The organism is Enterobacter cloacae complex sp. IR5459, from assembly GCF_049238005.1.
GTDB classification, from domain to species: Bacteria; Pseudomonadota; Gammaproteobacteria; order Enterobacterales; family Enterobacteriaceae; genus Enterobacter; species Enterobacter hormaechei_C.
On record NZ_JBMKIG010000001.1, the window covers coordinates 601,567 to 619,971 of the forward strand.

17 protein-coding genes are annotated in these 18,405 nt (G+C 58.6%); 10 read left to right on the forward strand and 7 right to left on the reverse strand.

The window, feature by feature from the left end:
• The first annotated feature begins 3 nt into the window (after positions 1-3).
• From ACOTX4_RS02925 to ACOTX4_RS02935, 3 genes are read left to right on the forward strand one after another with little or no spacing between them, the layout of a single operon-like run.
• Positions 4-1,584 (forward strand): hypothetical protein, encoded by a 1,581-nt coding sequence (locus tag ACOTX4_RS02925; RefSeq protein WP_022651712.1) that lies wholly within the window; start codon positions 4-6, stop codon positions 1,582-1,584.
• Complete coding sequence (locus tag ACOTX4_RS02930; RefSeq protein WP_022651711.1) at positions 1,581-2,537, forward strand: carbamate kinase family protein; 957 nt, start codon at positions 1,581-1,583, stop codon at positions 2,535-2,537. The genes ACOTX4_RS02925 and ACOTX4_RS02930 overlap by 4 nt, the downstream gene beginning before the upstream one ends.
• A gap of 1 nt (position 2,538) precedes the next feature.
• The gene (locus tag ACOTX4_RS02935) at positions 2,539-3,918 is read left to right on the forward strand and encodes an amidohydrolase family protein (RefSeq protein WP_063938182.1); all 1,380 of its coding nucleotides are present in this window, start codon (positions 2,539-2,541) and stop codon (positions 3,916-3,918) included.
• 18 nt (positions 3,919-3,936) lie between these two features.
• Here ACOTX4_RS02935 and ACOTX4_RS02940 read toward each other — a convergent pair whose 3' ends face one another.
• On the reverse strand, positions 3,937-4,857 hold the full coding sequence (locus ACOTX4_RS02940) for a LysR substrate-binding domain-containing protein (RefSeq protein ID WP_003862214.1): 921 nt from the start codon (positions 4,855-4,857) through the stop codon (positions 3,937-3,939).
• Between the two features lie 215 nt (positions 4,858-5,072).
• Here ACOTX4_RS02940 and ACOTX4_RS02945 point away from each other — a divergent pair, with 215 nt between their 5' ends.
• From ACOTX4_RS02945 to ACOTX4_RS02965, 5 genes are all read left to right on the forward strand, one after another.
• Positions 5,073-6,404, forward strand: a complete 1,332-nt coding sequence (locus ACOTX4_RS02945) for an MFS transporter (RefSeq protein ID WP_023323645.1) — start codon at positions 5,073-5,075, stop codon at positions 6,402-6,404.
• Positions 6,405-6,440: 36 nt separating this feature from the next.
• A complete protein-coding gene (locus ACOTX4_RS02950; RefSeq protein WP_003862216.1) occupies positions 6,441-7,190 on the forward strand; it encodes an SDR family NAD(P)-dependent oxidoreductase in 750 nt (249 codons plus the stop codon).
• Positions 7,191-7,202: 12 nt separating this feature from the next.
• Complete coding sequence (locus tag ACOTX4_RS02955) at positions 7,203-8,048, forward strand: transketolase (RefSeq protein ID WP_022651707.1); 846 nt, start codon at positions 7,203-7,205, stop codon at positions 8,046-8,048.
• Entirely contained in the window at positions 8,048-9,046 is a 999-nt protein-coding gene (locus tag ACOTX4_RS02960) for a transketolase family protein (protein WP_022651706.1), read from the forward strand. The genes ACOTX4_RS02955 and ACOTX4_RS02960 overlap by 1 nt, the downstream gene beginning before the upstream one ends.
• 74 nt (positions 9,047-9,120) lie before the next feature.
• Entirely contained in the window at positions 9,121-9,852 is a 732-nt protein-coding gene (locus ACOTX4_RS02965; RefSeq protein WP_032660054.1) for a class I SAM-dependent methyltransferase, read from the forward strand.
• On the opposite strand, the gene ACOTX4_RS02970 is transcribed toward ACOTX4_RS02965, so the two are convergent.
• Positions 9,849-10,451 carry a short chain dehydrogenase gene (locus ACOTX4_RS02970; protein ID WP_045331227.1) on the reverse strand — a complete coding sequence of 201 codons (603 nt, stop codon included), beginning with the start codon at positions 10,449-10,451 and terminating at the stop codon, positions 9,849-9,851. The two genes, ACOTX4_RS02965 and ACOTX4_RS02970, sit on opposite strands and share 4 nt — an antisense overlap.
• A 97-nt stretch (positions 10,452-10,548) precedes the next feature.
• On the opposite strand from ACOTX4_RS02970, the gene ACOTX4_RS02975 reads away from it, so the two are divergent.
• Together ACOTX4_RS02975 and ACOTX4_RS02980 are read left to right on the forward strand one after the other, a co-directional pair.
• Positions 10,549-11,436 (forward strand): LysR substrate-binding domain-containing protein, encoded by an 888-nt coding sequence (locus ACOTX4_RS02975; protein ID WP_421635350.1) that lies wholly within the window; start codon positions 10,549-10,551, stop codon positions 11,434-11,436.
• A gap of 20 nt (positions 11,437-11,456) precedes the next feature.
• Positions 11,457-12,638: a PLP-dependent aminotransferase family protein gene (locus tag ACOTX4_RS02980; protein ID WP_045331224.1), complete on the forward strand. Its 1,182-nt coding sequence runs from the start codon at positions 11,457-11,459 to the stop codon at positions 12,636-12,638.
• A 75-nt stretch (positions 12,639-12,713) separates the two neighbouring features.
• Here ACOTX4_RS02980 and ACOTX4_RS02985 read toward each other — a convergent pair whose 3' ends face one another.
• The 5 genes from ACOTX4_RS02985 to ACOTX4_RS03005 form a co-directional block, all read right to left on the reverse strand.
• A complete protein-coding gene (locus ACOTX4_RS02985; RefSeq protein ID WP_022651701.1) occupies positions 12,714-13,061 on the reverse strand; it encodes a HigA family addiction module antitoxin in 348 nt (115 codons plus the stop codon).
• A 10-nt stretch (positions 13,062-13,071) separates the two neighbouring features.
• Complete coding sequence (locus tag ACOTX4_RS02990; protein ID WP_015571638.1) at positions 13,072-13,371, reverse strand: type II toxin-antitoxin system RelE/ParE family toxin; 300 nt, start codon at positions 13,369-13,371, stop codon at positions 13,072-13,074.
• A 250-nt stretch (positions 13,372-13,621) separates the two neighbouring features.
• Complete coding sequence (locus tag ACOTX4_RS02995) at positions 13,622-14,821, reverse strand: HlyD family efflux transporter periplasmic adaptor subunit (RefSeq protein WP_003862224.1); 1,200 nt, start codon at positions 14,819-14,821, stop codon at positions 13,622-13,624.
• Positions 14,802-16,994 (reverse strand): type I secretion system permease/ATPase, encoded by a 2,193-nt coding sequence (locus ACOTX4_RS03000; RefSeq protein WP_048210580.1) that lies wholly within the window; start codon positions 16,992-16,994, stop codon positions 14,802-14,804. The genes ACOTX4_RS02995 and ACOTX4_RS03000 overlap by 20 nt, the downstream gene beginning before the upstream one ends.
• Positions 16,991-18,394 (reverse strand): TolC family outer membrane protein, encoded by a 1,404-nt coding sequence (locus ACOTX4_RS03005; RefSeq protein WP_023295304.1) that lies wholly within the window; start codon positions 18,392-18,394, stop codon positions 16,991-16,993. Before ACOTX4_RS03005 ends, ACOTX4_RS03000 begins: the two co-directional genes overlap by 4 nt.
• Between the last annotated feature and the right edge of the window lie 11 nt (positions 18,395-18,405).

Here is an 18,405-nt window from a genome sequence, read left to right on the forward strand (position 1 = left end):
TCCATGAAAAACATGAAACTGGAGTGGAAAAGAGGTGACTGGGCAGCTTATTTCGGGTTGATGACCAACAACCTGACCAATTTGCTGACCATGATGGGGTTGCTCATTTTTGTCGTCGGCATCCCGAAGGAGATTGTTTATGGACGCATCGCGCCAGCCTTCGGGCTGGCGGTGCTGGTGGCGAGTCTTTGCTATACGTGGTTTGGCCTGCAAATGGCGCGCGCTACCGGACGAACGGACGTCACCGCGTTGCCGTCCGGCCCGAGCGCGCCGTCGATTTTTACCGTGACCTTCCTGGTCTTAATGCCGGTTTACCAGCAAACTGGCGATGCGGATTTCGCGATTCAGATTGGCCTGGTGTGGTGCTTTGTGGAAGCGATGATCCTCGCGGGCGGTTCCTTCCTGGGGGAAACCATCCGCAAGATGATCCCGCGCACCGTGCTGCTGTCGTGCCTGTCCGGTCTTGGCCTGCTGCTGCTGGCGATGAACCCGATGTTGCAGGCGTTCGAAGCGCCGACCGTGTCGTTTATCGTCCTGCTGCTGATCTTCATTAACTGGTTCGGTAAAAAGCCGATTTTCGCCCGTATCCCGACCGGCCTGCTGCTGTTAATTGCCGGTACTCTACTTGCGTGGATCTCCGGCCTGCAAAGCCCGGATGCCATTAAAGCGTCCATGTCATCCTTCGGCTTTAACCCGCCGGAAGTGCACGTGGACAGCTTTATGCAGGGGCTGCCGCACGCGCTGCCTTATCTGGCGTCCGCCGTACCGCTGGGGCTGGCAAACTACATCTTTGACCTGGAGAACATCGAAAGCGCCCACGCGGCGGGGGATGAATACCCGACCCGCAAGGTAATGCTGGCGAACGGTCTGGCCTCGATGCTCGGCTGCCTGATGGGCAATCCGTTCCCGGTCACGGTCTACGTCGGCCATCCTGGCTGGAAAGCGATGGGCGCCAGCATCGGCTACACCCTGGCGTCCGGCGTGACCATGTTCATCGTGCCGCTGTTCGGGCTGGGGGCCTTTATGCTCGCCATCATACCGATGACCGCCATCGTGCCGATTCTGGTGTTTATCGGCGTCGTCACCGCCAACCAGGTGGTGAGGGAAACCCCGAAAGTGGAGGTGCCCGTCATCTTCATCTGCCTGTTCCCGTGGATCGCCAACTGGGCGCTGACCATGATGAACAGCGTGATGAGCGCCGCGGGGACCAGCGCGGCGAAAATTGGCACAGACGTGCTGCACAGCAAGGGGATCTACTACGAAGGCTTGATGCATCTCGGCAACGGCGCGCCGCTCGCCAGCATGCTCTGGGGCTGTATCGCCATCTTCGCCATTATCAACAAACCGCTGCGCGGGGCCGTCGCCGCCGCAGGAGGCGCGCTGCTGGCGCTGTTTGGCGTGATCCACGCCCCGGTGGTGGGCTTTGCCGAGGGCAGTTCCCTGATGTTTGTCACGGCCTACCTGATGATGGGCGGGATGTTTGTGGTGAAGCATGTGCTGGATACCTCTGTTAATCCCCCTCTCCCTGTGGGAGAGGGCCGGGGTGAGGGCACCAGAACGCACCTTCTAAAGGAAACAAAATGAAAGAGCTTATGGTCGTCGCCATCGGCGGCAACAGCATTATCAAAGACAACGCCAGCCAGTCGATTGAGCATCAGGCGCAGGCGGTCAAAGCGGTGGCTGAGTCGGTGCTCGAAATGCTGGCCTCGGACTATGACATCGTGCTCACCCATGGCAATGGCCCGCAGGTGGGGCTGGATCTGCGCCGCGCCGAAATCGCCCACGAGCGGGAAGGGCTGCCGCTGACCCCGCTGGCAAACTGCGTGGCGGATACCCAGGGCGGCATCGGCTACCTGATCCAGCAGGCGCTCAACAACCGCCTGGCGGCGCGTGGCGAGCAAAAGGCGGTCACGGTCGTCACCCAGGTGGAGGTGGATAAAAACGATCCCGGCTTTACGCACCCGACAAAACCGATCGGCGCGTTCTTCAGCGAGGCGCAGCGCGACGAGCTACAGCTCGCGCACCCGGACTGGCATTTTGTCGAGGATTCAGGCCGGGGCTATCGCCGCGTGGTGGCCTCGCCCCAGCCGCGGCGCATCGTCGAGGCGGATGCGATTAAGGCGCTAACGCAGAAAGGTTTTGTGGTCATCGGCGCGGGGGGCGGAGGCATTCCTGTGGTGCGCAGTGAACAGGGCGATTACCAGAGCGTGGACGCGGTTATCGATAAAGATCTCTCCACCGCGCTGCTGGCGCGCGAGATCCGCGCCGACGTGCTGGTGATCACCACCGGCGTGGAGAAAGTGTGCGTGAACTTCGGCAAGCCGAACCAGCAGGCGCTGGATACCGTCAACGTGGCGCAGATGACGCGCTACATGGATGAAGGCCACTTCCCGGCAGGTAGCATGTTGCCAAAAATCGTCGCTTCGCTGGAATTTTTACGCCATGGCGGCAGGCGCGTAATCATCACCTCGCCGGACTGCCTGCCCGCAGCGCTGCGCGGTGAAACGGGTACCCATATTATTAATGAAGGAAGATAAGATGAGTGAGAATAAAAGCCGCCGCGAGTTTATCAGCCAGAGCGGCAAAATGGTTACTGCCTGCGCGCTGTTTGGCGCCACGGGTTCCGTCGCGTATGCTGCCGATTCTATAAAGGCAACCTGCGAGACGGGTAAACCGATGAACATCACCGCAAAACATTACTATCTCGACAACGTGCTGCTGGAAGCCGGGTTTAACTACGACGGCAGCGTGGCGACAAGCACCCGCACCGAGCTGAAAACGCTGGAGATCAAAGACGGGAAAATCGTCGCCCTGCGCGATAACGGCAGCCACGCCGACGCGACCCTGCCGCACTACGACGCGGGTAAAAAGCTGATGCTTCCGGCGATGCGCGACATGCACATTCACCTGGATAAAACCTTCTACGGCGGCCCGTGGCGCTCCCTGAACCGTCCGGCGGGCACCACCATTCAGGACATGATCCGCCTGGAGCAGAAGCTGCTGCCGGAGTTACAGCCCTACACGCAAGAACGCGCCGAAAAGCTGATCGACCTGATCCAGTCCAAAGGGTCCACCATCGCCCGCAGCCACTGCAACATAGAGCCGGTTTCCGGCCTGAAAAACCTGGAAAATTTGCAGGCGGTACTGGCGCGCCGGGGCGCAGGCTTTGACTGCGAAATCGTTGCCTTCCCGCAGCACGGCCTGCTGCTGTCGAATTCTGAAAAGCTGATGCGCGAGGCGATGCAGGCGGGGGCGCATTATGTGGGCGGGCTGGACCCAACCAGCGTCGACGGCGCGATGGAGAAATCGCTAGATACCATGTTCCAGATTGCGCTGGATTACGACAAAGGGGTGGATATTCACCTGCATGAAACCAGCCCGGCGGGCGTGGCGGCGGTGAACTACATGGTACAAACCGTAGAGAAAACGCCGGCGCTGAAGGGGAAGCTGACCATCAGCCACGCCTTCGCCCTGGCGACGCTTAACGAGCAAGAGGTGGATGAGATCGCCACCCGCATGGCGGCACAACAGGTGACCATCGCCTCCACCGTGCCGATTGGCACTCTGCACATGCCGCTGAAGCAGCTGCGTGATAAAGGCGTGTTTGTCATGACCGGTACCGACAGCGTGATCGACCACTGGTCGCCGTACGGTCTGGGGGACATGCTGGAGAAAGCCAACCTCTATGCACAGCTCTATATTCGCCCGAATGAGCAGACGCTTTCGCGCGCGCTGGGCATCGCCACCGGCGACGTGCTGCCGCTGAACGACAAAGGTGAGCGCGTGTGGCCTAAAGCGCAGGACGACGCCAGCTTTGTGCTGGTTGACGCCTCCTGTTCCGCCGAGGCGGTGGCGCGCATTTCTCCGCGCACCGCGACGTTCCACAAGGGGAATCTGGTCTGGGGCACGGTCGCCTGACGCCACGTTGGGGTATCGCTACAGGTGATACCCCGACAATCGCAACTCACGGTCAATCCACTCGACGAACTGCTGGATCTTCCACGCGCGTTCGTTCATGTGCGGCATCACCAGATGGTGCGCGTTGATGGCGATACCCATTTCATCAGGCAGCACCTGCACCAGCGAGCCATCCTTCAGGTGATCGGTAGCCATCATTTTGCTCTCCAGAATAAACCCAAGCCCCATGCGCGCCGCTTCAAAGCTCATGTAGGAGCGGTCGAAGCTGAGGCTGAAATTAAGCCAGGGCCTGTCGATATTGTGCCAGGCGAACCATTTCTCCCAGTTCACCAGAGTGCTGGTGGACGAGATAAGCGACTGTTGCAGCAGATCGGCGGGCGTGCTGATGGGATGCTCTTCTGCATAGTCCGGCGAGGCCAATACCACCAGCGTGTCGTTTTTAATGGTCATCACCCGGTAGGCGTCCCAGTCCGGAATACCGTGACGGATATCAATGTCGATATTATCTCTGGCGAACTGTAGGTTCTCATAGGAGCAGGTGAGATTGATGGTGATATCAGGATATTCGGCGCGGAATCTGCCCAGACGGCGCAACAGCCAGGACAGCCCGAAGGTGGGGGAGGAGTGCACGCGAAGCACAGCATTGTCTTTTTCTTTCACGATTTGATCGGTGGCGCGCCCGATGGCGCTCATCGCCGCCGAGACCTCCCGCAGATATTGTTCTCCCGTCGGGGTGAGTTGAACCCCTTTGCCGCTGCGGATAAATAATTTCTTGCCCAGCCACGATTCCAGCGACGCGATCTGGTGGCTTACCGCCGAAGGCGTGACGTTGAGCTGTTCCGCCGCCTGATGGATGCTCAGGGCGTTAGCAACGGCGATAAACGCCTGCAAATTTCTGAGCGAGGGCAGCGATAACGTCTGGCGATCCTGCGCGGACATGGCCTACTCCTTACACGATAATTGATAAAAAACATAACATTGAGACTGCGAGCGGGCAATTTTATCCCGATGTTATTTTTTTGAGCTGTATCGCGAATCAAATTTATCTCAGCAATAAATGAGCTTTATTGAATGGCGTTTCATGGGTGAGCCGATATATTGACGTTGAACGCAATAATAAAACGACTCACGGTGTTCGAATAATGAGGTAAGTTATGTCTCGTATAGAACAAGCTGTCCCCTACATAAAGACTAAAAAAACCAATTACCGTTTCGTTGTGCTGGCATTAATTTTTATTGTTTATGCCATTAACTATGCTGACCGAACAAATATTGGTGCAGTACTGCCGTTTATCATTGACGAATTTCATATCAATAATTTCGAAGCCGGTGCCATCGCCAGCATGTTTTTTTTGGGATACGCCCTGAGCCAAATTCCTGCGGGCTTTTTTATTGCCAAAAAGGGAATTCGCGGCATGGTGGCACTGTCGATATTCGGCTTCTCTGCCTTTACCTGGCTGATGGGCACCGCAACCTCGGTTCTGGGCCTGAAGTGTATCCGCCTGGGGCTGGGGTTAACAGAGGGGCCGTGCCCGGTCGGGCTGGCCTCCACCATCAATAACTGGTTTCCGCCAAAGGAGAAGGCCACGGCCACGGGCGTCTACATCGCCGCCACCATGTTCGCGCCCATCCTCGTGCCGCCGCTGGCAGTGTGGATCGCCATGACCTGGGGCTGGCGCTGGGTCTTCTTCTCCTTTGCGATCCCCGGCCTGGTCATTGCCGTCCTGTGGTATCTGCTGGTACGCACCAGGCCGTCCGAGAGCGCATTCGTCTCGAAAGCGGAGCTGGAGACCATTACCGCCGGTCAGGAGACCCCGGACGCCAGACGGGAAAATATCGTGATTTCACCAGGCTTTGCACGCCTCGACCGGCTGATCCGCGTGCGGGAATTAGCCCCGGTAAGCACGGTGAAAGGGCTGTTTACCTCGAAGAATATTCTCGGCGACTGCCTGGCCTATTTTATGATGGTCAGCGTGCTGTACGGACTGTTGACGTGGATCCCGCTCTATCTGGTGAAAGAGAAAGGCTTTACGTTTATGAGCATGGGGCTGGTCGCCAGCATGCCGTGCATCGGTGGATTTATCGGTGCGATTTTTGGCGGCTACGTCTCCGACAAACTGCTCGGCCGCCGACGTAAACCGACCATGATGTTTACCGCCATCAGCACCGTTTTAATGATGGTTATTATGCTGAATATTCCGCAAAGCACCGTCGCGGTTTGCGTCGGGTTATTTTTTGTCGGCCTCTGTCTGAATATCGGCTGGCCCGCTTTTACGGCTTATGGAATGGCTGTTGCGGACAGTAAAACCTATCCGATTGCCGCGTCCATTATCAATAGCGGCGGTAATCTCGGCGGATTTGTTTCCCCGATGCTGGCAGGTTATCTGCTGGATAAAACAGGTAGTTTTAATTCCGTGTTTATTTATTTCGGTATTTGCGCAGCCATTGGCTTAATAATGATTATGCTGCTGGAAGAGCCGAAATAAAACATTAAATCTCTCTTGTCCTAATGGAGTAAATGTATGCTACTGAAAAATAAAGTCGCCGTTATTACCGGCGCGGCTTCCGTACGCGGTTTGGGTTTCGCTACGGCGAAATTATATGCTGAACAGGGTGCGAAAGTGGTGATTATCGATTTAAACGCTGAAGCCAGCCGGGCTGCCGCCGCGAGCCTTGGCGACGAACATCTGGGCCTTGCGGCGAACGTCAGCAATGAATTACAGGTTAATGCCGCCATTGAGCAGGTGCTGGGGAAATACGGGCGCATCGATATTCTGGTGAATAACGCCGGCATAACTCAGCCGATCAAGCTGATGGATATCAAACGCGAAAATTACGATGCGGTGCTTGACGTCAGCCTGCGCGGCACGCTGCTAATGTCCCAGGCGGTTATTCCCACTATGCGCGCGCAAAAGTCGGGCAGCATCGTCTGCATTTCATCGGTATCGGCCCAGCGCGGCGGCGGCATCTTTGGCGGCCCACACTACAGCGCTGCAAAAGCGGGTGTGCTGGGGCTGGCAAAAGCCATGGCGCGTGAGCTGGGGCCCGACAATGTGCGCGTAAACTGCATCACGCCGGGTCTTATCCAGACGGACATTACCGCAGGCAAGCTGAGCGATGAGATGAAAACGTCCATTCTGGCGGGCATTCCGCTTAACCGCCTCGGAGACGCGCAGGATATCGCCCGCGCCGCGCTGTTCCTCGGCAGCGACCTCTCTTCTTACTCCACCGGTATCACGCTCGACGTGAACGGCGGGATGCTGATCCATTAAGGAGATACGACGATGACGGATACCACAGTTCAACAGGTTGCCGCCGCGGCCTGGCGCATTCGCCGCTACGCGCTGCGCATGGGCGAAGTGCAGGGGCAGGGCTACATCGGGCAGGCGCTGGGCTATGCCGATGTGCTGGCCACCGCGTTTGCCCACGGGATGAACCTTAAGCCGGGCGAGCCGGAGTGGGAGGGGCGTGACCGTTTTTTGCTCTCTCACGGCCACTACGCCATTGCCTGTTACGCCGCCCTGATTGAAGCGGGGATCGTTCCTGAAGAGGAGCTGGAGACCTACGGCGCGGACGACAGCCGCCTGCCGATGTCCGGCATGGCAACCTACACGCCGGGCATGGAGATCTCCGGCGGTTCGCTGGGGCAGGGCTTAAGCATTGGCGTTGGCATGGCGCTGGGGCTGAAGCGCAAGCAGAGCGCGGCATGGGTCGTTAACTCCATGTCAGACGGCGAGCTGGACGAAGGGTCAACCTGGGAAGCTGCGATGTCGGCGGCACATCACGGCCTGTCGAACCTGATCGTGCTGGTGGACATTAACCGCCAGCAGGCGGATGGCAACTCGCACGCGATCCTCGGCTTTGAGCCGCTGGAAGATAAATGGACCTCCTTCGGCTGGTACGTGCAGCGCGTCAACGGCAACGATGTCCCTTCACTGGTAACGGCGTTTGATAACGCCAAACGCTACCCGGAAAACCAGCCGCGCGTCATTTTGTGCGACACGCTGATGGGCAAGGGCGTGCCGTTCCTCGAAAAGCGTGACAAGAACCATTTTATTCGCGTGGATGCTGACGAGTGGCAAAAGGCACTCGCTGTGCTGGATGCCAACAAACCTGAAGGAGTGCTGTAATGAGCCAGACCACGGAGAAAAAACCGCGTTTAACCACGTCGGCGATGATTGCCTCTATCGCGGAAGAGGGCCAGGAGACGCGAGCCGCACCGTTCGGCCACGCGCTGGTGAAGCTGGCGGAACAGCGACCGGAGGTCGTAGGCATGACTGCGGATCTGTCGAAGTACACCGATCTGCATATTTTCGCTCAGGCCTACCCGGAACGCTTCTTTCAGATGGGCATGGCCGAGCAGTTGTTAATGGGGGCCGCGGGCGGCATGGCGAAAGAGGGTTTTATTCCTTTCGCCACCACCTATGCCGTCTTCGCCACCCGCCGCGCCTACGATTTTATCCATCAGGTGATTGCTGAAGAGCACCTGAACGTGAAGATCTGCGCGGCGCTGCCGGGGCTAACCACCGGTTACGGGCCGAGCCACCAGGCGACGGAAGATATTGCGATTATGCGCGGTATTCCGGGCATGACGATTATCGATCCCTGTGACGCAATCGACACCGAACAGGCGGTGCCGGCGATGGCAGCGCACGATGGCCCTGTCTATATGCGCCTGCTGCGCGGCAAGGTGCCGGTGGTGCTGGACCAGTACAACTACCAGTTTAAGATTGGCAAAGCTGCGCTGCTGGAAGAGGGGAACGATGTCCTGATCGTCGCCTCAGGCCTGATGACCATGCGTGCGCTGGAGGCGGCGAAGCAGCTGCGTAAGGATAACGTCAGCGTGGCGGTGCTGCACTCGCCCACCATTAAGCCGCTGGACGAAGAGACGATCCTGGCGCAGGCTGCGAAGCCGGGACGGCTGGTCATCGTGGCGGAAAACCACAGCAGCGTAGGCGGGTTGTGCGAAGCCGTCGCGTCGCTGTTGATGCGCAACCGCGTGAACGTGGATTTCGATACCGTCGCGCTGCCGGACGCGTTCCTTGATGCGGGCGCGTTGCCCACCCTCCATGACCGCTACGGGATCTCAACCACAGCCATGGTGGAGAAAATCCGGCGCAGGCTGTGATTTATAAGACGGATACGTTGTCAACGGGCGAGGGGTGCTTTACCCTCGCCACTGTTGCGATAAAGGAGTCCGTTATGGCGCAAAACATCTACGACAACCCGGCATTTTTTGAAGGCTATGCCCAGCTTCCGCGCTCGGTTCAGGGCCTGAACGGCGCGCCGGAGTGGCCCGCGCTCAAGGCAATGCTGCCAGATTTAACCGGTAAAGCGGTTGTCGATCTCGGCTGCGGCTACGGATGGTTCTGTCGCGCAGCGCGCGAGCTGGGCGCGTCTGACGTCACGGGTGTTGATATTTCAGAAAAAATGCTCGCCCGCGCGGCTGAACTGACTGATGACAATCGGATTCACTATCAGCGTAGCGATCTGGAATCTCTGGCGCTGAAAGCGAATAGCCTCGATCTGGTCTACAGCTCGCTGGCGCTACACTACCTGCCGGAGCTGGACACGCTATTCGCCAACGTTCAGCGCGCGCTAAAACCCGGTGGCAGCCTGGTCTTCTCGATGGAGCACCCGATTTATACCTGCGCCACCCGTCAGGGCTGGCTGACCGACGACAGCGGCGAGCGGTTCTGGGGCGTGAATCATTATCAGGACGAAAGCCAGCGCGTCAGCAACTGGCTGGCGGACGGGGTGATTAAATACCACCGCACGCTGGGCACCACGCTTAACGCACTGATCAAGGCCGGATTGACGATAAGCGAAGTCAATGAGTGGGGACCAACGCAGACGCAGGTTGACGCCTGGCCCGCGCTGGCCGAAGAGGCGGAACGCCCGATGCTGGTGCTGATCGCCGCCCGTAAGGCTTAATAGCCGACTTTATATACCCGCCCGCTCTGTACCCCTTCCACGCTGCGGCGGTAGGCCTGCGCAACGGTCGCAGCGGGAACGCTTTCAAAGCCCGGGAAGAAGCCATCATATGCTTCGGCGGATTCGGTCAGCACCGTCGGGCTGATCAGGTTAATGCGGATCCCGCGCGGCAGTTCACAGGCCGCGGCGCGCACAAACCCTTCCAGCGCCGCATTCACCGTGGTGGCATTGACGCCCTGAGCAATCGGCTCGTGAGCCACAATGCCGCTTATCAGCGTAATCGAGCCGCCTTCGTTCAGGTAGTGCTGGCCGGTCAGCGCCAGACGAATCTGCCCCAGCAGCTTATCCTGTAAGCCCCGGTTGAACTCGCCGTCGGTCATGGTTGCGAGCGGGCCGAAGTGTACCCCACCGCTGGCGGAGACAATCGCATCCACCGGGCCGATCTTTTCGAACAGCGCCTGTACGCTCGCCTGCGAGGTGATATCCACCTGATGGTCGCCCTGCGTGCGACCCACGCTGATCACCTCGTGACGACGGCTTAGCTCTTCTGTCACAGCACGACCGACCGTACCGCTGGCACCAATAATGACGATTTTCATAGCAGACTCCTTATGTTGTGAGCCTTCATTCTTTAATAAATAAAAATTCAGATAAACTGGGTTGATGTTAGAAGATTGCTAACCAGAGGTTCGGAATATGGATAAGCTTCGCGGCATGGAGACGTTCATCGCGGTGGTGGAAAGCGGCAGCTTTACCGGCGCGGCGGCTCGGCTGGAGATGTCGGCGGTGATGGTCGGGAAGTATATTACGCAGCTGGAAACGCAGCTCGGCACGCGGCTGCTGGAGCGCAACACCCGTCGCCAGAGCCTGACGGATGCCGGACGCGTTTATTTCGAAGAGGCCAGGCGCGTGCTGGAGCAGGTCTCGATTGCTGAAAACGCGGTTGAGCGCCTGCGAGCCACACCCGCCGGCACCCTGCGCGTGACAGCGCCCACCTCGTTTGGCGGCTGCGTTATCGCGCCTCTGACGGCCACGTTTTTGCAGCGTTACCCGGAAGTGCGCATCGAACTGGATCTCACCAACCGAATGGTTGATCTGGTCGAGGAAGGGGTCGATCTGGCCATTCGTATCGGTGAGATCCGTAATGAGGACCTGGTGGCGAAATATCTGTGTCCCTACAACATGACGATCTGCGCCGCGCCGGATTATCTGGCGCGTCACGGTACGCCGCAAACGCCAGCCGATCTGGTGGATCACCTGTGCCTGTCGCACACGGTATGGACGGCGCGTAACGAGTGGCGGCTGCCGGGTGTGGAAGGCGAAGTGCGCTGGAAGCGTGATGCCGTCTTACGATGCAATGACGGCTACGGCTTACGCATGGCGGCGCGAGCCGGGGCGGGACTTCTGCTGCAACCGGAAGTGCTGGTGGCGGAAGAGCTGGCGAGCGGCAGCCTGGTTCGGGTTCTGGAAGCGTTTACGCCCGCGCCGAGGCCGGTGCATTTACTGTGGCGCCAGGATTTGCGGCCGCTGCCTAAGCTAACGGAATTTATTGCCCATATTCTGCTAAGATTGGGCACAATATAAAAAAAGAAGGTAAGTAAAGAATGTTTGCAAACAAACTCGCCAGCAGCGCGCAGGGCCTGCAATCCTCTGCCATCCGTGAATTATTAAAACATAGCAAAATGGCAGGCGTGATTTCGCTGGGTGGCGGTATTCCAAATCCGGACCTGTTCGATCATGAAGGTATAAAAATCGCCGCTGATGCCGTGCTGTCTCAGCATTTTGGCGAAGCATTCCAGTACGGTCTGACGGAAGGCGTCCCGGGGCTGCGCGAAGAGATCCAACGCATCTCTGAAGGTCGCGGCATCGCCTGTAAAGCCGATGATGTGGTCATTACTTCCGGCTCGCAACAGTCGCTTGACGTGCTGGCGCGGGCGTTAATCAACCCGGGCGATACGGTCGTCGTGGAGCGGCCTACCTACCTCGCCGCGTTGCAGGTCTTTGGCCTGGCGCAGGCGAAATTTGAATCCGTCGGTACCGACGGCGACGGCATGAAAGTGGATGAACTAGAAGCGCTGGTGGCAACTAAAACCATCAAAGCGGTTTATATCGTGCCAACCTTTGGTAACCCGGGCGGCGTGACGCTCTCCGAAGCGCGTCGTAAACAGCTGGTGGAATTATCGAAGCGCTATGACTTCGTGATTATCGAAGACGACCCGTACAGCGAGATCAACTACACCGACGAAGCGTTCCGCCCGCTGATTGCTCATGCCAAAGATATCGGCAATGAGGATAACGTGGTGTACACCTCCACCTTCTCTAAAATCCTCGCGCCGGGCACCCGCGTGGGCTGGGTGCTGGTGCCGGAGTGGCTAAAGCGCGCGGTAGTGAACCTCAAGCAAACCACCGATCTGCACACCAGCACGCTGTCGCAGCTGATGACGTACGAATATCTGAAAACCGGTCGTCTGGCGAATCAGATTAAAATGATCCGCGAAGCCTACCGCCAGAAATACCAGACCTTTGCCAGTGGACTGGAAGCGGAGCTGGGCGATGTGATGTCGTTCCACAAGCCAAAGGGCGGCATGTTCCTGTGGGCGAAAATGAATAACGGCATCAATACGACGAAATGGCTGGAAAAAACGTTGAGCAACGGCGTCGTGTTTGTGCCGGGTGAGTTCTTCTACTGCAACGAGCCGGACCACACCACGCTGCGCATGTCTTTCGTTACCCCAACGGATGAGCAGCTTAAAGAAGCGGTTCGACGCCTGAGAATTTCCCTGTAACCGGATGCGCATAATGGCAGATGCCGTTATGCGCCGTTCCCGTGTCGGGTAAGCGTATTGCGTGGCGCGAGCGGATCAGGCAACGTCCGGCTTGCCGGATTTTCGCTTCGCCATGACTTCCGCAACGGTTTTTATCCGGCTTAACTCCTCCTGCGTGCGGGAGTTAGATTGCGCTTCCCAGATATCAACGTTTAGCTGTAAGTTCAGCCAAAATTCAATAGTGGTATTAAAGGCTTTTGCCAGTTTGATCGCCATATCGGCAGTAAGTTTGCGATTGTTATTGACCAACGCGCTTACGGTATTGCGGTGTACATTTAGCATCTCTGCCAGATCGTTGATTTTCAGATTGAGCGGTTCAAGATACTCATACTGCAACACCTCGCCCGGCGTGGTGGGTTTGCGGAGTGCCTGTTGAAGTGTCATAGGTGATGCCTCACTTGTGTTGCGTGTACTTGTGTGGAGAGAGATAGAGATCGTCTGCTTTTCCCTCTGACCAGCGAAATACAAGCCTGTATTGTCTGTTTACCCGGATAGAGGAGTATCCCTTCAACGGAGGACTCAATGCTTCATACATATTGCCCGGTGGCGATCGTAAATCCAGGTGCGACATGGCCGCATTGATGATGTCGAGCTTTCTTGCAAGCGCTGTTTCCAGATTCAAAGGAATAACATTGCTCGATCTCCCGTAGAGAAAAAAATCCTCAAGCCATTGATCCCGAAAATGATTAATCATAATGCTGGTAAGCTCCAGTCCTTGAAGCTGAGTGGATAGTAATGCACTCCTGCACTGTGCGCAAGTGCGTTTTGTCTGCGAGTAATATTACCCTGGTCATGGCTGAAGGGAAGTGTGATGCATGACTAAAGGTTAATTCTTCGAGGCGGATTCCACGTCTTGCGTGCGGATTAATGCCCGGCGGCGCTGCGCTTGCGCGGGCCTGCGAGAATGTAGGCCGGGTAAGGCGCAGCCGCCACCCGGCGTTTGACTACCGCTCCCTCAGCGCCTCCTTCGCCCGGTTAAACGGTTTGATCATATAATCCAGCACCGTTTTCTCTCCGGTCTTAATATCCACCGTCGCTATCATCCCCGGCACGATCGAGAAGTGCCTGCCCGCCTTATTCACCAGATAATCCTGGCTGGTACGGATAAATACCCGGTAATAGAACACCTCCGGCTTCGCTTCGTCCTGAATGGTGTCCGGCGAAATGGTCTCCACCACCCCGTGCAGCCCGCCGTAAATCGCGTAATCGTAGGCAGTGATTTTCACCAGCGCCTCCTGATTAGGGTGGATAAAGGCGATATCCCGCGGCGAGAGGCGGGTTTCAATCAGCAGGTGATCGTCCACCGGCACAATCTCCATTAACTCGCCGTTGGGCGGTATGACGCCGCCGATGGTGGTCACCTTGATGTTTTTCACGATCCCGCGCACCGGAGACTTCACCGTCAGGCGGGTAACGGAATCCTCGCGGCCTTTCAGGATCGCTGACACCATATCCACCTCGGCGTTGGCCTTCGACAGCGCTTCACGGGCCTGCACGTAATACTGGGAACGTACGTCGGTGAGCTTCAGCTCCAGGTCGCTTTTCTGCCGTTGCAGGCGCAGCACTTCCACGTGGCTGGCGGCCCCGGTTTTCACTAGCCGCTGGGTAATCGCCAGTTCTTTGTTCGCGAGATCTAACGCGGCGCGCAACTCCCGCTGGGTATCCTCCAGCTGGGCGCGGCGCGAGTTGTAGAGCCGCGTTTCAGCGGCGGTCAGGTCGGTCCATTTCGCCAGGGACGGCGGGAATTTGAGCGGCAGATCGTTCACCTCGGCATACAGACGCGCGCTGGAGGCCAGCGACGCGCGGTAACGCGCCGCGCTTTCGCCGACGTTAGATTCCGAGCGGGTAGGATCCAGCCGCGCCAGCACCTGTCCGGCCTGCACCTGATCCCCTTCGTGCACGTTCAGCTCGGTGAGGATCCCCCCATCCAGCGACTGCAACACCTGCTCGCGTGAGCTGGGGATCACTTTACCGGTCCCGGTTGAGACTTCGTCCAGCACGCCGAACCACGCCCAGACGCCGAGCACCACAAACATCACCAGGGAGAAGAAAACGATGCGCCGGGCGCCGGTATAACCGCTTTCGGAGTCGAGCGCGTTATCCAGATCTTCTACTGCGGCAACGTCACGCTGACTGATTTTCATTTTTCCACTCCCGTCCGGTTGCCTGCTGCTGTTGCTGCATACGGCTGTTGTTCAGCGCCTGGGCTTTTGGCGCGTCCATCACCAGCATGCCATCTTTGAGTACCACCACGCGCTCCACCAGCTCCAGCACCGGCACGCGGTGGGTCGCGACAACCAGCGTGCGGTTGCCGAGCCACGCCCCGAGACGTTGAATAAATTCCCGCTCGGTATGTTCATCAAGGGAGGCGGTCGGTTCATCCATCAGCACGATATTCGGGTCGCGCAGCAGCATCCGCGCCAGCAGAATAGACTGCCGCTGCCCGCCGGACAGCCCGACGCCGTTCTCCATAATCGGGTAATCCAGCCCCTTTGGCAGCTTCTGCACAAAGCTGGCCGCGCCGCACATCTCCAGCACCTCGAAGATCTCTTTATCGGTGGCGCGCGGCATGCCGAGCGTGATGTTCTCGCGCAGGGTGCCATAAAACAGCCGGGCGTTTTGGGTCATAAAGCCGACGTTTCTCCGCACGTCAGCCACGTCCAGATGCGGCAGGCTGAGGTTGTCGAGCCGCAGTTCACCACCCGCCAGATCCATCCCGCCCGCCATCGCCTGCAACAGGGTTGATTTGCCCGCGCCGTTGCGCCCGAGGATCGCCACTTTTTCGCCCGCTTTGATCTCCAGGCGGTTAATGCGCAGCGCCATGCGGGGATCTTCCGGGTGATAGCGGAACTGCGCCTGCTCGAAAAGATAGTGGCCGCGCAGCACGTCCTGGCGGATCGGTGTCTCTTCGCGCTGGTTCTCGGTCGGCAGCTGCATAATGCTGTCCAGCCCCTCTTTGGCCGCCTTCACCTGCTGCCAGCGGGCCAGCACGCCGCACAGCGTCGCCATCGGGGCGATCATCCGTGAGGCGAGCATCGAGGCGGCCACCACCGAACCGGTGGTTAAGGTGCCGTCGATCACCATCGGCGCGCCCACCACGATCACCCCGGCATAGACCAGGCTCTGAATGGTCATCCCCCAGCTGATCAGGTTCTGCGTCAGTTCGCGGGTGCGCAGGCCGGATTCGGCGGTGATCTGGATATAGCTGTTCCACTGCTGCAAAAAGCGGTTCTCTGCCTGCATCAGCTTGATGTCCTCCAGCCCCTGCACGCTTTCCACCAGCACCGCGTTGCGCAGGGTTGATTCATGCGCCGACTGCTTCGCCAGCTCCGCCAGCTTCTTTTGCAGCAGCAGGCCAGGCAGGACCATGATCACCGCCGCCACCGGAGCGATCCACGCCAGCTGCGGGGCGATGATCGCCAGCACAATCACAAACAGGATAAAAAACGGCAGATCGACGATGGTGGAGATGGTGGAGGAGGTGACCATCTCGCGGATCTGCTCCAGCTCGCGCAGCTGGGAGATAAAGCTGCCGGTGGATCGCGGAATGGCGCTGTGGCGCAGCCGCAGCGCGTGGCCGAACACCCGATCCGAGACGCGCAGATCCGAGCGTTTGCCCAGCAGATCCATAATGTGTCCGCGCGCCACGCGCAGCACAAAGCCAAACAGCGTGGCGATCAGCACCCCGATAGTCAGCACATAGAGCGTCGGATAGGACTGGGCGGGGATCACCCGGTCATACACCTGCATGGAAAAGACGATGCCCGAGAGGGAGAGCACGTTAATGAACAGTGCAGCCAGCATCACCCAGCTGTAAGGGCGAAGGTCGCGCATCACCAGCCGGTAGAGCCAGTCCGGGCGGTATTTTGATATATAGGCATCCACGCGGCTGTCCTTCAGCGCCGCCAGCGGACGCAGGGCGATGACGTGGCGGATGGCAGGCAGCATCGCGCTCATCGACAGGCGGTTGGTGTGCGTGCTGTCGTCGAAAAAGCTGACCTCAAGCGTATCCTCGCCGTCGAAATTGTCGATGACGCCGATTTTACCGTCGTTCAGCTCCACCACCACCGGCAGACGCCAGCTGTTGATAGCGTGCTGATCGGCCGTCAGCAACTGGAATGTCAGCCCGGCTTCACGGGCGAGCTGCGTCAGCGCGGGCACCATCGGTTTGCCTTTCAGCCACGGCGCGCCTGCGACGAGCGAGCCTGGCGAGCAGGCAACGCGATAGCGCGTCGCCACGTAGCCAAACGCCTGCGCCCACTGCTCCAGCGCCTCATCCGTCATGTTTTCACCCTGCGGGATATCGCGTTGCTTCATGGCTGGATCTCCACGGTCTGGATGGTGCGGTTTTCAAGATCGAACGCGTGACGCAGGCGCCCGGTGTTGTACAGACAGTTGAGCTGAAGCTGATGCAGCTGTCCGGCGGTTTGCTGTTGGGTAAAGCGCGCCTGATACACCTCCTGCTCGGCGTTGAGCACGTCGAGCAGTGGGCGGGAACCAAGATCGAGATACTGCTGCTGATACAGCTCGCGGGTGCGGGCGCTGAGCGCTTCCTGACGGCCCTGGATCTGAAGCGTGCTCATCAGGCTCATCACCTGGCTGCGCGCTTCCAGCAGTTTTTGCCGCACCTCAAGACGGGTGCGCTGGATGGTGGACTGGGCGGATTCCACCGCGTGTCCGGCGGCGTTACGCCGGGCGGTGAGGCCGCCACCCTGATAGAGCGGCATTTGCACTTTAACCCACGCGGAGTACTGGGTGCGGTCCCGCGTTTCGTTGCCCGCGTAGCGGTCGTTCAGGTAGTGACGAACTTCCGGCTCCAGAGAAACGGTAGGGGTCATTTGCGCGTTGGCATAATCGAGATTAGCCTGCGCGACGTTGGCCTGCGCCCAGGCCGCTAATACCGAGGGCACCAGACGATCGTCCGGCTCGGCGATGTCGCAGCTGCGGGCCAGGCTTTGCGGAAAGTCATTGCTGACCGCGTTCAGGCTGTCCCAGCCCAGCAAGCTCATCAGCGTGGCGCGCGAGCTGTCGAGGCTCGCCTGATACTGCATCAGCTGCGCACGCGCCCCTTCGATACGGGCATCGGTCTGGACCACGTCAGAGAGTGACGTTGCGCCTTCATCATTACGTTGTTTCGTCAGGGTGCCGATGGAGGACAGGGCATCCAGCTGTTCTTTGGCGGTCTCGACCATCTGCTGCCAGGTCTGCACCTGCACCATGGCGATGGCGGTATCGTGGGCGATGGTGTCGATGCTCACCAGCACGTTGGCCTGCTGCTGGGCGACGCCCGCGTTTTCGGCGCGCACCTGGCTTGCGACTTTGCCGAAGTCGTACAGCATTTGCGAAAGAGAAAGCACCAGCGAGGGGGTAAAGCCATTATCGTCGCCGTCGTGGCTATAGCCGTTATCCATGCCAGCGTTAATTTGCGGATAATATTTCGATTTAGCGACGTCCACATTTTCGCTCTGCTGATAAAGTTTGCCGACGGCTTCACTGATAGCCGGATGCCAGGTCACGGCGCGGTTAACCGCTTCATTCAGCTGTAGCGTGCCGGGGGCGGCTTTGCTGGCTACGGGCGCCACGCGGCCATTTAAAGAGGGGAGTTCCTGCGTTTCGCTTAATTGTCCGGTATTAATCATCGCCGCAGGGTTTGCCGCGATAGCGGGCACAGATATCAGGCAGCACGAGAGCCACCAGTAAGGCATCTTCTTTCCCATGTCTTGTCCCT

Bases quoted from the DNA above. Each gene is read 5' to 3' on its own strand.
- ACOTX4_RS02925 (WP_022651712.1), top strand. From the start codon at position 4: ATGAAAAACATGAAACTGGAGTGGAAAAGAGGTGACTGGGCAGCTTAT.
- ACOTX4_RS02930 (WP_022651711.1), top strand. From the start codon at position 1,581: ATGAAAGAGCTTATGGTCGTCGCCATCGGCGGCAACAGCATTATCAAA.
- ACOTX4_RS02935 (WP_063938182.1), top strand. From the start codon at position 2,539: ATGAGTGAGAATAAAAGCCGCCGCGAGTTTATCAGCCAGAGCGGCAAA.
- ACOTX4_RS02940 (WP_003862214.1), bottom strand. From the start codon at position 4,857: ATGTCCGCGCAGGATCGCCAGACGTTATCGCTGCCCTCGCTCAGAAAT.
- ACOTX4_RS02945 (WP_023323645.1), top strand. From the start codon at position 5,073: ATGTCTCGTATAGAACAAGCTGTCCCCTACATAAAGACTAAAAAAACC.
- ACOTX4_RS02950 (WP_003862216.1), top strand. From the start codon at position 6,441: ATGCTACTGAAAAATAAAGTCGCCGTTATTACCGGCGCGGCTTCCGTA.
- ACOTX4_RS02955 (WP_022651707.1), top strand. From the start codon at position 7,203: ATGACGGATACCACAGTTCAACAGGTTGCCGCCGCGGCCTGGCGCATT.
- ACOTX4_RS02960 (WP_022651706.1), top strand. From the start codon at position 8,048: ATGAGCCAGACCACGGAGAAAAAACCGCGTTTAACCACGTCGGCGATG.
- ACOTX4_RS02965 (WP_032660054.1), top strand. From the start codon at position 9,121: ATGGCGCAAAACATCTACGACAACCCGGCATTTTTTGAAGGCTATGCC.
- ACOTX4_RS02970 (WP_045331227.1), bottom strand. From the start codon at position 10,451: ATGAAAATCGTCATTATTGGTGCCAGCGGTACGGTCGGTCGTGCTGTG.
- ACOTX4_RS02975 (WP_421635350.1), top strand. From the start codon at position 10,549: ATGGATAAGCTTCGCGGCATGGAGACGTTCATCGCGGTGGTGGAAAGC.
- ACOTX4_RS02980 (WP_045331224.1), top strand. From the start codon at position 11,457: ATGTTTGCAAACAAACTCGCCAGCAGCGCGCAGGGCCTGCAATCCTCT.
- ACOTX4_RS02985 (WP_022651701.1), bottom strand. From the start codon at position 13,061: ATGACACTTCAACAGGCACTCCGCAAACCCACCACGCCGGGCGAGGTG.
- ACOTX4_RS02990 (WP_015571638.1), bottom strand. From the start codon at position 13,371: ATGATTAATCATTTTCGGGATCAATGGCTTGAGGATTTTTTTCTCTAC.
- ACOTX4_RS02995 (WP_003862224.1), bottom strand. From the start codon at position 14,821: ATGAAAATCAGTCAGCGTGACGTTGCCGCAGTAGAAGATCTGGATAAC.
- ACOTX4_RS03000 (WP_048210580.1), bottom strand. From the start codon at position 16,994: ATGAAGCAACGCGATATCCCGCAGGGTGAAAACATGACGGATGAGGCG.
- ACOTX4_RS03005 (WP_023295304.1), bottom strand. From the start codon at position 18,394: ATGGGAAAGAAGATGCCTTACTGGTGGCTCTCGTGCTGCCTGATATCT.